The sequence below is a fragment of the Pseudomonas sp. WJP1 genome (assembly GCF_028471945.1).
GTDB lineage: Bacteria > Pseudomonadota > Gammaproteobacteria > Pseudomonadales > Pseudomonadaceae > Aquipseudomonas.
The window spans coordinates 582105-596986 of the sequence record NZ_CP110128.1 but is presented as its reverse complement, the minus strand read 5'-3'; the positions used below and the strand labels follow the sequence as shown (position 1 = coordinate 596986).

At 59.6% G+C, this 14882-nt stretch carries 15 protein-coding genes; 8 read left to right on the top strand and 7 right to left on the bottom strand.

Annotated elements, in window-relative coordinates; translation table 11 throughout:
* Positions 1-58 precede the first annotated feature (58 nt).
* The gene (locus OH720_RS02660) at positions 59-739 is read left to right on the top strand and encodes a hypothetical protein (protein ID WP_272604453.1); all 681 of its coding nucleotides are present in this window, start codon (positions 59-61) and stop codon (positions 737-739) included.
* A gap of 80 nt (positions 740-819) precedes the next feature.
* Here OH720_RS02660 and OH720_RS02655 read toward each other — a convergent pair whose 3' ends face one another.
* Positions 820-2889, bottom strand: coding sequence for an AsmA family protein (locus OH720_RS02655; RefSeq protein ID WP_272604452.1), 2070 nt, complete (start codon positions 2887-2889; stop codon positions 820-822).
* Positions 2890-3266: 377 nt separating this feature from the next.
* Here OH720_RS02655 and OH720_RS02650 point away from each other — a divergent pair, with 377 nt between their 5' ends.
* The 7 genes from OH720_RS02650 (at position 3267) to OH720_RS02620 (ending at position 8423) form a co-directional block, all read left to right on the top strand.
* The gene (locus OH720_RS02650) at positions 3267-3683 is read left to right on the top strand and encodes a hypothetical protein (RefSeq protein ID WP_272604451.1); all 417 of its coding nucleotides are present in this window, start codon (positions 3267-3269) and stop codon (positions 3681-3683) included.
* Positions 3684-3856: 173 nt separating this feature from the next.
* On the top strand, positions 3857-4489 hold the full coding sequence (locus tag OH720_RS02645; RefSeq protein WP_180204045.1) for a TetR family transcriptional regulator: 633 nt from the start codon (positions 3857-3859) through the stop codon (positions 4487-4489).
* Positions 4490-4676: 187 nt separating this feature from the next.
* On the top strand, positions 4677-5177 hold the full coding sequence (gene ureE / locus OH720_RS02640) for an urease accessory protein UreE (protein WP_272604450.1): 501 nt from the start codon (positions 4677-4679) through the stop codon (positions 5175-5177).
* Complete coding sequence (locus OH720_RS02635; RefSeq protein ID WP_272604449.1) at positions 5174-5848, top strand: urease accessory protein UreF; 675 nt, start codon at positions 5174-5176, stop codon at positions 5846-5848. The genes ureE and OH720_RS02635 overlap by 4 nt, the downstream gene beginning before the upstream one ends.
* 37 nt (positions 5849-5885) lie before the next feature.
* A complete protein-coding gene (ureG, locus tag OH720_RS02630) occupies positions 5886-6500 on the top strand; it encodes an urease accessory protein UreG (RefSeq protein ID WP_008058937.1) in 615 nt (204 codons plus the stop codon).
* Between the two features lie 29 nt (positions 6501-6529).
* The gene (locus OH720_RS02625; RefSeq protein ID WP_272604448.1) at positions 6530-7102 is read left to right on the top strand and encodes a HupE/UreJ family protein; all 573 of its coding nucleotides are present in this window, start codon (positions 6530-6532) and stop codon (positions 7100-7102) included.
* A 187-nt stretch (positions 7103-7289) separates the two neighbouring features.
* Positions 7290-8423, top strand: a complete 1134-nt coding sequence (locus OH720_RS02620; RefSeq protein ID WP_272604447.1) for an AGE family epimerase/isomerase — start codon at positions 7290-7292, stop codon at positions 8421-8423.
* A 13-nt stretch (positions 8424-8436) separates the two neighbouring features.
* Here OH720_RS02620 and OH720_RS02615 read toward each other — a convergent pair whose 3' ends face one another.
* From OH720_RS02615 to OH720_RS02590, 6 genes are all read right to left on the bottom strand, one after another.
* Positions 8437-9342: a cation diffusion facilitator family transporter gene (locus tag OH720_RS02615; protein WP_272604446.1), complete on the bottom strand. Its 906-nt coding sequence runs from the start codon at positions 9340-9342 to the stop codon at positions 8437-8439.
* 146 nt (positions 9343-9488) lie between these two features.
* Entirely contained in the window at positions 9489-10259 is a 771-nt protein-coding gene (locus OH720_RS02610; RefSeq protein ID WP_180204039.1) for an SDR family oxidoreductase, read from the bottom strand.
* 723 nt (positions 10260-10982) lie between these two features.
* Complete coding sequence (locus tag OH720_RS02605) at positions 10983-11699, bottom strand: ABC transporter ATP-binding protein (protein ID WP_008058947.1); 717 nt, start codon at positions 11697-11699, stop codon at positions 10983-10985.
* Complete coding sequence (locus OH720_RS02600; RefSeq protein WP_272604445.1) at positions 11696-12568, bottom strand: ABC transporter ATP-binding protein; 873 nt, start codon at positions 12566-12568, stop codon at positions 11696-11698. The genes OH720_RS02605 and OH720_RS02600 overlap by 4 nt, the downstream gene beginning before the upstream one ends.
* Complete coding sequence (livM, locus tag OH720_RS02595) at positions 12565-13848, bottom strand: high-affinity branched-chain amino acid ABC transporter permease LivM (RefSeq protein WP_180204037.1); 1284 nt, start codon at positions 13846-13848, stop codon at positions 12565-12567. Before livM ends, OH720_RS02600 begins: the two co-directional genes overlap by 4 nt.
* Before the next feature lie 3 nt (positions 13849-13851).
* Positions 13852-14766 (bottom strand): ABC transporter permease subunit, encoded by a 915-nt coding sequence (locus OH720_RS02590; RefSeq protein ID WP_008058951.1) that lies wholly within the window; start codon positions 14764-14766, stop codon positions 13852-13854.
* Between the last annotated feature and the right edge of the window lie 116 nt (positions 14767-14882).

Below are 14882 nucleotides of genomic sequence, written 5' to 3'. Positions count from 1 at the left end.
ACAATAGCTCATGCCCCCTTGAGCTATTTTAACGACAATGCACAAAGCGAAAACAAAAATGGCCGACACTATACTAGACAGCTATATTACTGATGGAAACATCACTCTATTTTTTGGAGAGCACTCCAACTCCTTCAAACATGACATTTTGAACTCCAGCTTGCTCGCACATCTGGTTTCAAACCCAAATGGTATTGCCTCAGACGCTTGGTTCCACTCGTATAAAAAACTCTTGGGCAATCTATCATGGTTACTTAAAAGTCAAGGCACTCAAACCCCAGAAATTGAATCAGCGAGCCTGCTAAGCCTTGCAAAACTTACCTTATCCAGATATTTATCAGCCACTCAACTTGACGATATTACAGACTGCTTTACTAAAATAAGACAGTTACCCGACAACTCAGAAAAACTCTCGTCGATACTGAATAGAATCCAATCGATAGAGAAAAAAGACAAACAGACAATCACCACCGTTTGTCCTCTATTGACCATTGTCCGCGAAGACGGAATGGTCATTTCATCAGTTATTCGCTTCAACACGACCGCCCCCGTCGACATTGCTATCTTCGACGAGGAACTGCCCTTTAATAAAATTATCGGCACACCGGAAATCAACCAGTGGATTACTTATCTTGATGAAGACAGCTACGCCAATATTCGAAATACTGTAATCCAAAAGCTGGGCAGCAAAATCAAAACAAAACTGTTTCATCTTGATGCTACCCCTCTTTCAAATTAGCAATTATGTACCATTCGATCGGCACGCTCTTGGCCAACCTGACACCACTAGCGTGCGTTGCTAAATAATGTGCCAGTCCTTTATCTTTCCACGGACTTCGGCGCCTTGCCCGCCTTCATCTGCTCCAGCAACGGCGCGCACTGGTTCGGCTCTCCGCCGCTCGGCGCTACCAATGCCAACAAACCCGCCGCTGGGGCGGCAATCACACCCAGGGCAACCATCCCGGCCCCACGCAACATCAAGGGAACGGCTTTCACCCCGGCGTCGGGTTTGATGAACTTGCCCCGCACATACAGCGGCGAACGCAACGAGATCAGCCGCCAGCCCTTGGATTCCGGCGTGATGGTCAAGTCCAGTTGCTCGGTGGCCATGTTCGCCGTGCCATCAATGTAGATGATGGCGTTCTCGGTATCGAAGACGAACAACCGCGTCGTGGCCAGACCGCTCTTGATGTCGAAGTCGGCGGCGGCGCAGTTGATCTTCACTTCCTTGTCGCCAAAGATCTTGCCGATCACATAGTTGCCAACGTTCAACCCGGCCAGCTCCATCAGTTCACGACTGATGGCGCCGTCGTTGATCAACATTTTCAGCTTGCCGTTGGCGCTGCCGAGCAACTTGGCCACCGAATTGCCGCGCCCGGTGATGTCAGCATCGCCATTGAGTTGGCCGAAGCTGGTTTTCATCGGTTCGAAGGTCGGGAACAACTGCTTGAGCTTGAACCCCCGGGCGGTGAGTTGTGCCCGGCCTTCCAGCGGTTCGGCGTGCCCGTTCAGGCGAATCTGCGCGTCCAGCTTGCCACCGGCCACACCGAAGCGCAGCGGCTCGAGGCTGAGCACACCATCAGTGAGCACCAGGTGCGTGTAGAGATCGTTGAATGGCAACCTTTCGCTGTGGACGATGCGCTTTCCGGTGAATTCGACATCCGCGTCCATGTCGCGCCAGCGATCGGTCTTGAACTCCTCGACCGGCAGTACCTTGTCCGCCGGCTGCTTGCTCTCGCCGCCGCGGGCTTTCTGCTTGGCATTGGAGTCGGCGCCGATCAACGGGGCCAAGTCGGCAAACAATAATTGATTGGATAGCACTGAACCGCTGAGTTTGGGGCGGGGCTGGCCGGCGACGTAGGCCAGGCTGCCATGGATGTCGCTCGCGCCGATCGTGCCGTTGAACGCCTCGTAACGAAACACCGCACCGCCCGGCTCATGCAGCTTGGCGATCAGATGGCCGTCGGTGGCATAGGGCGGCGTGTCCGGCAGGGTCACGCCGGTCAGCGGGTAAAGGTTGCCCAGGCTGGTGCCGGCCAGTTTCAGGCGCAGATCCAGGGCGCCCAGATTCATCGGATCGGTCAGCGTGCCGGCCAGCTCGACGCTGGTGTCGCCGATCTTCGCTTGCGCCTGCAGCGGAAACGGCCGGGCCGCGTCCTGCAGCGCCAGCAAGCCGCCGATCTTGCCCTGGCCCGTGAGTTTCTGAGCGTGGTACTGGCCTTTGACCTTCAGTGCAAACGCGTAATCCTGAGGCGCGCCACCCTGTTCGGAGGCCGTTTTCGCCGCTTTGTCACCGACGATTTCACTGAAGGGAATCGGCTTGCCCAGGGGGTCGATCAGCAGGTCCAGTTGAGTCTTCAGCTTCTGGTCGTCGAGGGTGACATGTCCCTTGTCGAAGCCGATCGCGCCGATATCCACCACCCATGGCGAAGGCTTGGCGTTCGGATCTTTGGGGTCGAATTTGAAGGTCCAGTTGGCACGACCGTCGGCCAGGCGCTGTAACTGGGCAGTGGGTTCGGTAAGGTCGATGCGCGGGATCACCACACGCTGCGCCAACAAGGCCAGGGGCGAGATGCGCAACTCGACGCGCTTGAGGCTGGCCATCTGCGGTGTCTTCGACCAGTCCGGGTTGCCCAGGCTCAGATCGTGCGCCACCACATGCGGCCAGGGCACCCAGGCACGCCAGCCGCCCTCGTCGGGTTCGCGGCGCCAGACCACCGCCAGGTCGCCGTTGATGGCGAACGGACGGTGCAGCTCTTCAGACACCTTGGCATTGAGGGGCGGTTTGATCCGGTTCCAGTCGAAGAACACGATGACCAGCACCAGCACGGCCAACAACACAACGAAGCTGGTCATGCTCCAGGCGAGAATCTTACGGGTGCGCGTCATTGCACAGGGCTCCTGATACGGCTGAGCGTCACGATCGCGATGCTCAGGAGAAACGCAGGGCCAGAACCGGCCCGTTATGCAGTCTACGACTGGCAAATAGCCCGCAGGTTTAATCGAAAATCCGATTTTGCTGCCATTGACCGATTGAACACGGCGCCCTGATCCCACTCAGCGTTACCGGCCCCGCACTTTTGCGTGGCGCGATTGAGTCGAAAATACCCACCTCGGTGCGCCGCAAAGGCCCGGTTTAGAAGGGCTGTAGAGAACAATCAATTCCGTTGATTATTAACATTGCGTTTATGAACTTTTATATCGACTTATCAAGAGTAGCATTGCCTTCGTACCCAATTTATCGCCCTCCTACGGAGCACCCCATCATGAAACGCCAACTTCTGCTTAGCCTTACACTTTCAATGCTGGCCAGCACCGCTTTTGCGCTGCCGGCCGCTGACCAGGCCACCCCGCAAGTGAAAGACACTCACTCGGTGTTCAGCCAAACCGTTGCCGCTGATGGCTCCGACCGCACCCCTGGTCAAACCGTCGCTGCTGATGGTTCCGACCGTACCCCAGGTCAAACCGTCGCCGCTGATGGTTCCGACCGTACCCCAGGTCAAACCGTCGCCGCTGATGGCTCCGACCGCACTCCCGGTCAAACCGTCGCCGAAGGTGGTAACGATCGCCTGAGAGAAAAAGGCCTGATCACTGAAGACGGCTACGATCAAACTCCACAAGGTCAAACCGTTGCCGAAGGCGGTGGTGACCGTGTCATCGAACGCAACAGTTCCATGAGCTAAGCCCATGGTGGCCGTGAAAAAAAGCCCAATCACCGGATTGGGCTTTTGATTTTCTGGTCATTACCTTTGTTGAAACTGCACCTCCCCCGCCTGATCTACCCCCATGTCGTTCGACGCCGGCAAAGCCTATTTGCTAGAGTGCGCCGCAGTCCTTTTCAGAAAACGCCCTTGCAATGCTGCCCCGCGCCGAACAGAAACAACAAACCCGCAACGCCTTGATGGACGCGGCCCGCCATTTGATGGAGGGCGGCCGAGGATTTGGCAGCCTGAGCCTGCGCGAAGTTGCGAAAACCGCCGGGATCGTCCCCACCGGTTTCTACCGGCATTTCGCCGACATGGATGAACTCGGCCTGGTGCTGGTGAGCGAAGTCGGCCAAACCTTCCGCGAAACCATTCGCCTGGTGCGGCACAACGAGTTCGTCATGGGTGGCATCATCGATGCGTCCGTGCGGATATTTCTCGATGTGGTGTCGGCCAACCGTTCGCAATTCCTGTTTCTGGCCAGAGAGCAGTACGGCGGCTCATTGCCGGTGCGCCTGGCCATCGGTCGCCTGCGCGAGAACATCAGTTCGGACCTGGCTGCCGACCTGTCCTTGATGCCGAAACTGCAACACCTGGACATGGCCGGCCTGAGCGTCATGGCGGACCTGATCGTCAAAAGCGTGTTCGCCACCTTGCCGGACATCATCGACCCACCCGTCGAAGCGCTACCCGAGCACTTGACGCCGCAAGCAAAGATCACCCAGCAGCTGCGGTTCATCTTTATCGGCCTCAAGCATTGGCAGGGGCTCGGCAGCACAGAATAAGCCCCGCCAATGCACACGCGCCGAGCTTCAACTTGGTGCACAGGGAAGAACCTGCGCACCAATTTCAGTCAAAATCCTGATCACCCAGAAACTTTTCCTACGCTGCCTACAGGCATTTCCTACGCATCCCCGGATTGGCAAGCCCCTTGCTCTAGCCTGAGCATTGTCCATTGCTGGAAGCTTTCCGATGCTGGTGATTCATCGCAGAATCGACCCTCAACCCGACTGGGCCGCCGAGCTGCACCTGACCTTCGAGGCCCGGAGCAAAAGCCGCTTGCGCTGTTTCAGTGCCGAGGGTGAGGACGTGGGGTTGTTTTTGGAGCGCGGTCAATCGCCCTTGTATGACGGCGAATGTCTGCAAGCCGAAGACGGCCGCGTCGTGCGCGTCTGTGCCCGCCCCGAGCAATTGCTGCACGTCACCTGCGCCAATGCCTTCGAATTGACCCGTGCCGCTTATCACCTGGGTAATCGCCACGTTGCCCTGCAAGTCGGCGACGGCTGGTTGCGCCTGCTCGATGACTACGTGCTCAAGGCCATGCTCGAACAACTCGGCGCGCAAGCCGAGCCCATCGAGGCGGCGTTTCAACCTGAACACGGCGCCTACGGCGGCGGCCATCACCATTTGCGCCACGGTGACGAAGACTTCAACTATCCGCCAAAACTGCACCAGTTCGGCGTGCGCCCATGAACCCTGCATGGGCTTTGCTGCGCCTGGCCAGTCCGCAATTGCCGATTGGCGGCTACAGCTATTCCCAAGGCCTGGAAATGGCGGTGGACAACGGCCGAGTGCACGATCCCGATAGCGCGCGACGCTGGATCAGCGATCAGTTGCTGTTCAATCTCGCCCGCTTCGAGGCGCCGCTGCTGCTCGCCCATTGCGTGGCCGCGGCCGAGGAAAACTGGAGCGAACTGCTGCAGCGTTGCGAAGAACACCGTGCCAGCCGGGAAACCCGCGAACTGCATCAGGAAAGCCGACAAATGGGCTACTCCTTGCAGCAGTTGCTCAACGGCCTGCCTGAACTCGATTCACCGGCCCGCGCCTTTCTCGCACAGCGACCCGAACCCCATTTGGCCCTGGGCTGGGCGTTGGCCGCTCGCGCCTGGCGGATCAGCCCGCAGGACGCACTGGCCGCCTGGCTCTGGAGCTGGCTGGAAAACCAACTGGCGGTATTGATGAAAACCTTGCCGCTGGGCCAGCAGGCCGCGCAGCGCTTGACCAGTGAACTGCTGCCGCTGTTGCAACAGGCCCAGCAGGACGCCACCCGAATCAACCCCGAACACTTTGGCAGCGCCGCGTTTGGCCTGTCCCTGGCGTGCATGGCCCACGAGCGCCAGTACAGCCGTCTGTTCCGTTCCTAGGGCCTGATATTTTGGCCGCCCTTTTTTGGAGAACCACATGAACACACAACCTTTGCGCGTCGGTATCGGCGGCCCGGTCGGTTCCGGTAAAACCGCCCTGACCCTGGCCCTGTGCCTGGCCCTGCGCGAACGCTACAACCTGGCGGTGGTGACCAACGATATCTACACCCGCGAAGACGCTGATTTCCTGGTGCGCAACGAAGCGCTGGCGCCGGAACGCATCATCGGCGTGGAAACCGGCGGCTGCCCGCACACGGCGATCCGCGAAGACGCCTCGATCAACCTTGAGGCCGTGGATCAGTTGAACCGCCGTTTCCCGGGGCTGGACCTGATTCTGGTGGAGTCCGGTGGCGACAATCTCTCGGCCACCTTCAGCCCGGAGCTGTCCGACCTGACCATCTACGTGATCGACGTATCCGCTGGCGACAAGCTGCCGCGCAAAGGCGGGCCGGGGATCTGCAAATCCGACCTGCTGGTGATCAACAAAATTGACCTGGCCCCCCTGGTGGGAGCCTCGTTGACGCTGATGGACAGCGACACCACGCGCATGCGCAACGGCAAGCCGTTCGTGTTCAGCAACCAGAAAACCGGCCAGGGCCTGGACGCGATCATCGCCTTCATCGAACGCCAGGGCCTGCTGACCGCAGCCTGATCATGACTTATCGACAAGGAAGCTTCTGCATGACACTGAAACGCATTCTGGGCGCCATGGCGCTGCTGTTGACACCCGCCGTTGCGTTCGCCCACCCGGGGCACGGCGACAACGGCCTGCTCGCCGGGATCAGTCACCCGATTGGTGGCCTCGACCATTTGCTGGCAATGCTCGCGGTCGGCCTGTGGGCGGCCCAGCAGCAAGGAGCTGCTCGTTGGGCGCTGCCGTGCACTTTCGTTGGCACCATGCTGATCGGCGGGATGCTGGGCTTCGAAGGGCTGGAACTGCCGGCGCTTGAAAGTGGAATTGCTGCGTCGGTGCTTGCCCTGGGGCTGGCGGTAGCCTTGGCGGTGCGTCCACCGTTGAGCCTGGCAATGGGGGCAACGGCTCTGTTTGCGCTGTTCCATGGCGTAGCCCATGGCCTGGAATTGCCGGATATGTCCAGCCCTTGGGCGTATGCCGCAGGGTTTGTCGCGGCGACCGCAGCGCTGCATGCCGCTGGTTATGCGCTGGTGCGGGTGTTGCCGCAAGCTGCTGCGCCATTGGTTCGACTCGCGGGTGCGGCTTCGGCGGCGACCGGAGTCTGGTTGTTGGCGGGCTAGCTCTCTATCGACTGTGATGCCGTCATCGCGAGCAGGCTCGCTCCCACAGTGGAACTGTGTACGCAGGGCAAATGTGGGAGCGGGCTTGCTCCGGGCGGCGTTCCGACGAAGACAGCCTGACAGACACCGCTTCGCTCAGGCCTGCTAACATGTCGCGCAATCAACCCTGCCGTGACGACGCCAGCCAATGCCGCCTGTTTCCCGCTCCGCCTCCCAGCCTGAACTGACCGCCCTGTTTGCCTCGGTGCAACAGCACTTCCAGGACGTGATCGTGCCGCTTTGGCAAGGTCGCGGCTGGAATGCCGAGATGGCGCTGCCCTATGAGGCGCTGGACGCCGAGCACAAACCGCTGCCCCCCCAACGCTACCGGGCCATGGCCTGCGCACGGCAGTTGTACCTGTTTGCCAGCTTGATCGGCCAGGTACCAGGTGCGCAGGAGCGCGCGGCGGCGCTGTTCCGTTCCTTGCAGCGGCACTTCCACGATGCCGAGCACGGCGGCTGGTTCTACAGCATCGACCCGCAGGGCGCGCCGCTGGATCAGCGTAAAGACCTCTACACCCACGCCTTCATTCTGTTCGCCTGCGCCCACTATTGGGACAAAGTCCGCGAGCCGCTGGTGGAATCGGTGCTCAACGCGGCGCTGGAAGTGATCGCACAACGTTTCGCCAGCGGCGACGGCCTCTACGAAGCGGAACTTGCGCGTGACTGGTCATCGTTGAACAGCGGACCGCTGCAGAATCCGTTGATGCACCTGGCGGAAGCCTTCCTCGCCACGCTGTCGGTGCGCGAAGACCTCGCTGTGCAACAGGCGCTTGTGGACTTATGCACAGGGATGCAGAAGCGGTTTATCGATCCGCAACACGGCGTGCTGATGGAAAAACCGCTGGGCGCTGTGGATAACTGGTTCGAACCCGGGCATCAGTTCGAGTGGTATTTCCTGCTGGAGTCGTCCGAGCTGCTGCGCGGTTCACCCTTGCATGCTTCGCTGGAACGCGCCTTTGCCTTCACCGAACAACTGGGTGTCGATCCACAGACCGGTGCCGTGCGGGCCATGCTGGACCTGGGGCCGGACGGCGGTTCCCGGGACGCAACGCAGCGAATCTGGGCCCAGGCCGAATACCTGCGCGCATTGACCCTGCGGCCGGACAGCGAGGTTTCGCTGTTGCGTCAATTACAGGCGTTGCAGCAGCGCTCGCTGCACGCGGGTGGCTGGTATGAGTGCCGTGACGAGCACGGTGAAGTGAGTCGTCGGGACATGCCTTCGACTACGCCTTATCATCTGGCGACCTGTTATCGCGGATTGGCTGAGTATCTTGGCTGACTGAACGGTCGCCTCAGGCAATCCACTTGCGATCCCCGGTAAAGCTGATGGTCAGCCATCTCGCCGCATCGGGCTTGCCGAGCTTCGCAGAAATTTCCTCTCGCAGTGCATCCAGTTGCACCACGCTGTGCAGCCGATAATTGGTCGGCAACACGATGTGAATCTCGATGAAACACGCCCTTCCGTGCTTCTGCACGTAGGAAATGTAGTCGTCAAAGCCATGCTCGATCTTGGCCTCTTCCATCACCTGGCGCACCTTGTCGTCCAGTTGATCCGGGACAATTCCCAGCACATCGCGCAACGCCGGACCGAGGATCTTGAACGCCGGCGGGAGCATGCCCAGGGCCAGCAGGATCAGAATCATCGGGTCGACATACAACGCCCATTTATCGTAGCCCTGGGTCTTGAGCAGCAGCGCGATGAGGAAACTCACCAACAGGCCGGCCGAGAGCATCGCGTCCACCAGCCAACTGATGTTGTCGAACTGGATCAGCGATGATTTGAGCGTGCGATTGCGATGGCGGACGTAGAAAAAGTAAATGAGCTCGATGACGGTGAACACCGCTGCGTAGAAGATCACCAGGCCGAGCTCGACCTCGCGCCCACCACTGATGATGCCGAACACGCCGTTGAGAAAGGCATAAATGGCCACCAGCAACAGGAAACTGCCTTCGATCACCAGCACCATGGGTTCGAGGTGCCAGGAGCCGAACTGGAAACGTTGATTGCTTTCCTTGGCGATCAGCCTGGCGGTGATCAGCATCAGGACCTTGATGAAGGCTGCAACCAGCGAGAAGAAGCCATCGAACAGGATGGATTGGGCACCCGAGACAAACCCGGTGATGATCCCGGCGAATGTCACCACCAGCATCAGGAAGGTCGATTGCTTGAGCAGCGCCTGCTCGCCTCGATTGCTCACATGCTCTCCTCGGGGGTTGTTGGGTGAGGAGTCTAGCTGATGTCCGGCGATGTCCATTCCGGCCTATTCGCGGGCAAGCCTCGCTCCTACAGGTCGGCGGTGACCTGTAGGAGCGAGGCTTGCCCGCGAACAGCCGTGATGCGGTGTTACGCCTTGCCACCACTGCGATCAATCGCAAACCCCGCCCAGGTCTGACTCACCGGCATCAGCTCAACACTGTTGATGTTGATGTGCGCTGGAGCATTGAGCACCCAGAAAATGGTATCGGCGATGTCCTGCGGCTGGATCGGGTCGGCACCGGCGTAGGTGGCGTTGTAGCGCTCCTGGTCACCGGCGAAACGCACCAGCGAGAACTCGCTTTCGCACAGGCCCGGTTCGATGTTGCTGACTCGCACGCCGGTGCCCTGAAGGTCGCAGCGCAGGTTCAGGGAGAACTGTTTGACGAACGCCTTGCTCGCGCCATACACATGGCTGCCCGGGTAAGGGTAGTTGCCGGCAATCGAGCCGAGGTTGACGATGCCCGCACCACGACCATGGGCGATCAAGCGCGGCAGCAGCAACCGGGTGCTGTACATCAGGCCCTTGATGTTGGTGTCGACCATGGTGTCCCAGTCGTCCAGATCGCACTTGGGCGCCGGGTCGACACCCAGGGCCAGGCCAGCGTTGTTGATAAGTCCGCGCAGCTTGGCGAAGGATGGCGGCAGGTTGCCAATGGCTTCTTCCATGGCCTTGCGGTCACGCACATCGAGCACCAGGCCGTGCACCTCGGTCTGCTTCGACAGTTCGGCGCACAGCGCGTTGAGGCGCTCTTCACGACGCCCCGTCAGCACCAGTTTCCAGCCGGCCTCGGCAAAACGACGGGCACAGGCTTCACCAAAACCGGAAGTCGCGCCGGTAATAAACAGGGTGTTGGACATGGTGTTCTCCTTGCTACGGCTGATCGGCAGCCATTGGAATAGAAAATCAGCAGGCAGCATGCCCGGCCTTGCGCACAGCGGCAACCGGCGCGCTACCTGTACAAAAAATGAACAAAACTTGCAACACCTTGCCGGCCGTGGCTTGCAGCCATATGCACGCACCTTATCCACAGCCCCATCCACACATTCCGGGGGCAAGTGGAAAAGCTGAAAGCCGCTACCCACAAGGCTTTGCGGGCCTATTTGAAACTTTTTTGCTTGACCCCAATCGGCCTGCTGTGTAACCCAGGGTCAATTTCCCGACCGCGCGGTCAAGCCTGCGATGGCGCCAAGCCAGTAACCACGGCCCTCAGCCAAGTCTTTCCAGAGTTTAACCACAGACTTATCCACAGGCTTGTGCACTGCGATTTGCCGCACTTTCCTTGCCAAGAAAAAGGTTGACAAAGCTGCCCTGGAGCCCCGGAAAAAACCCTGATCAAAAAACAACCATAGCGCTGCAAGCCACGGATTCAAAGGCTTTCAGCCAGCTACTCCCACGTTATTCACAGCCAGCTCCACAGCAAACGGGGACAAGTCAAAACTGTGGAAAAACAACTAATTGCGGCGGCTTTATGTCGCACTTTCGGAGCTCGACAATTTTGTTTTCCACAATTCCCCAATCACCTGTGGAATGAAAAAAGCCCCGACGATTACTCGTCGGGGCTTTGTCATTGCAACAGCGAATCAGTGCCCGCCAAGATAAGCGTTACGCACATCCTCGTTGACCAGCAGCTCCTTGCCGGTGCCGCTCATGCGAATCTCGCCGTTGACCATCACATAGGCCCGGTCCGACAGCCGCAGCGCGTGGTTGGCATTCTGCTCGACCAGGAAAATGGTCATGCCGGTCTTGGCCAGTTCCCGCAGCGTGGCGAAGATCTGCTTGACCACGATGGGCGCCAGCCCAAGGCTCGGCTCATCGAGCAACAGCAGTTTCGGCCGGCTCATCAGGGCTCGGGCGATGGCCAGCATCTGCTGCTCGCCCCCCGACATGGTCATCGCACGCTGGGTGCGCCGCTCTTCAAGCCGCGGGAACAGCTTGAACATGCGTTGCATGTCTTCCTTGGCGTACTTGTCGCCAATGGGGATGGTGCCCATCAGCAGGTTTTCCTCGACGGTCATGTCGGGGAACACCCGCCGTCCTTCCGGCGACTGGGCGATACCGTTGGAGGCGATGTAGTGCGACGACTTGTGGGTGATGTCCACGCCTTGGTAAACGATCTGCCCGTCCGCCGCACGCGGCTGACCGAAAATCGACATCAGCAGGGTCGACTTGCCGGCGCCGTTGGAGCCGATCAGGCTGACGGTTTCCCCTTCGTTGATGTGCAGCGAAACATTCTTCAGGGCCTGGATCGGCCCGTAGAACACGTCCAGGTCCTTGAGTTCGAGGATGGGTTTGCTCATACCACCTCCTCTTCGTCGGCGCCCAGGTAGGCGGCAATCACTTTCGGGTCGTTACGGATGTCATTGGGCCCGCCCTCGGCGATGACGACGCCGTGGTCCAGCACCACAATGTGGTCGGAAATACTCATTACCATGCCCATGTCGTGTTCGATCAGCACCACGGTCAGATCATGCTCGTCGCGCAGCAGCCGGATCATCGCGCTCAGTGCTTCGGTTTCCTGAGGGTTGAGGCCGGCAGCCGGTTCGTCGAGGCAGATGATCTGCGGACGGGTGCACATGGCCCGGGCGATTTCCAGTCGGCGTTGCTGGCCGTAGGACAGTTCACCGGCCAGGCGGTTGGCGCAGTCCACCAGGTCCACCACCTCCAGCCAGTAGAAGGCGTGGTCCAGCGCATCGCTTTCGGCCTTGCGGTAGCCCTTGGTGTTGAGGATGCCCGCCAGCATGTTGCGGTTGACCCACATGTGCTGGGCCACCAGCAGGTTTTCCAGCACCGACATTTCCTTGAACAGGCGAATGTTCTGGAACGTCCGCGCCAGACCGGCGCGGTTCACCAGGTGGGTGCCGCCGAACATCTTGTAGCGCATCCGGGTGACGAAGCTTTTGGGCGAGACGAAGTCGGTGGGTTTGAACGATTCGCCCAGCAACTGGATGACGTTGGTCTGTTGCCCACGCACGTTGAGTTCGATCTTGCCGCCGGAGGCCTTGTAGAAACCGGTCAGGCAGTTGAACACTGTGGTCTTGCCGGCGCCGTTGGGGCCGATCAGGGCGAAGATCGAGTTGCGCTTGACCTTCAGGCTGACATCATTCAACGCCTTGATGCCGCCGAAGTGCATCATCAGCTTCTCTACGGAGAGTACGACTTCGCTCATGGCGCTACTCCTTTACGCGGGGTCACACCGGTACGGCTGATTCGAATCAGGCCGCGCGGTCGCCAGATCATCATCAACACCATCAGGATGCCGAACAGCAGCACGCGGTATTCGGCGAAGCCACGCAGCAGCTCCGGGGCCACGGTCAGTACGAAGGCCGCGATCACCACGCCGATGGTCGAGCCCATGCCGCCGAGGACCACGATGGCGAGGATCAGGGCCGATTCGAAGAAGGTGAACGAGGTCGGGTTGACGAAGCCCTGGTAGGTGGCGAAGAACACGCCAGCCAGGCCTGCCGTCGATGCGCCGATGGTGAACGCCGAGAGCTTGACCAGCACGTGGTTCAGGCCCATGGAGCGGCAGGCGATTTCATCCTCGCGCAGCGCTTCCCAGGCACGGCCGACGGGCATGCGGGTCAGGCGATGCTTGATGTACAACACGGCCAGTACCACCAGGAACAACACCGCGTAGATGAAGTAGTACTTCACGTCAGGGTTGTAGGCGATGCCGAAGAACTCATGAAACGGCACACCGCCGTCCTTCGCGCGCTTGCCGAACTCCAGGCCGAAGAAGGTCGGCAGTGGGGCCGGCATGCCGTTCGGACCGCCGGTCAGGGACAGCCAGTTGTTGAGGATCAGTCGGATGATTTCACCAAAACCCAGGGTCACGATCGCCAGGTAGTCGCCGTGCAGGCGCAGCACCGGGAAACCGAGGATGCAACCGGCCAGCCCGGCGGTGATCGCCGCCAGCGGCAGCACCGTCCAGAAGCCCAGCCCCAGGTATTGATAACCGAGCGCCAGGCCGTAGGCACCGATGGCGTAGAACGCCACGTAACCCAGGTCGAGCAAGCCGGCCAGGCCCACTACGATGTTCAGCCCCAAGCCCAGCAGCACATAGATCAGCCCGAGGATGACCACGCCCAGCACGTAGGAGTTGGAGAAAAACGGGAACACCACGGCGATGACGATCATCAACGGGATGATCCAGCGCAGGCGTGATTTGTAATCGGGCGCCAGTACGTGCACCCCGGAACCGGTGGTTTCAAATCCTTCGAGGATGCTCAAACCTTTGGGGGTTTGCAGGAACATGCTCAAGGCAAAGCGTCCGGCCATGACGATGGCGACAATCCACGCCACGCGACTGGTTTCCAGGTTGAAGCCATAGCCATCGAGAACGACGCCGACAATCGGCCCGAACACGATCAGGGCGATGAGGCCGGCAAGAATCGCGTCAACCAGACTTTTTTTGATATCAATGGTTTTTTTAGTGGTTGAGGACATCGCTTACACCTTCGACACAAGAGGACGGCCGAGCAGGCCTTGGGGCCGAAAGACCAGAACGAGAACCAGCAGCGAGAAGCTGAAAACGTCTTTGTAGTCCGAGTTCACCAGGCCAGAGAACAGCGACTCGGAAATCCCGAGGATGATCCCGCCCAACATGGCGCCCGGCAGTGAGCCGATCCCGCCGAGCACCGCGGCGGTGAACGCCTTGATGCCGATGATGAAGCCGGCATAGAAGTCGAACGTGCCGTAGTTCATGGTGATCAGCACGCCGGCCAGGGCCGCCATCGCTGCACCGATGATGAACACATAGGAAATCACCCGGTCGGTGTTGATCCCCAGGATCGAAGCCATCTTGCGGTCTTGCTGGGTCGCACGGCACATGCGGCCGAGCTTGGTGTACTTGATGACGTAGGTCAGCAGGGCCATCCCGACGAACGCTGCGACCAGGATGAACACCTTGGTGTAGGTCAACTGCACGAAACCTGTGCCGACTTCCACGCGCCACGCCCCGCTGAGCAAGGTTGGAACACCTTGTTGCTTGGCGCCCTGGGCGATCTGTGCATAGTTTTGCAGGATCAGCGAAATACCGATGGCGCTGATCAGCGGTGCCAGTCGGGTGGAGTTACGCAGGGGTTTGTAGGCGACGCGCTCGATGACCCAGCCATACACCGCCGTGACGACGATGGTGAAGATCAGGGTGCCGAGCATCAGCAGAGGGAAGGATTCAATACCGAAGTATGCCAGCAGAGCCAGACTGATTGCCGCGAGGTAAGCGGAAATCATGTAAACCTCGCCGTGGGCGAAGTTGATCATGCCGATGATGCCATAGACCATTGTGTAGCCGATGGCGATCAGGCCATAGACCGACCCGAGGGTCAGGCCGTTGACCAGTTGCTGCAGGAAAATACCATCCATAACGCAATCTCACGCAATGAGAACCTGTCACCTGCCGGTGCGGTTCTTCTAAGGAAAATACAGATATACGTCGGAGCAATGTCAGCCACGATTAGCCCGATCACCGCCCCCCCTGT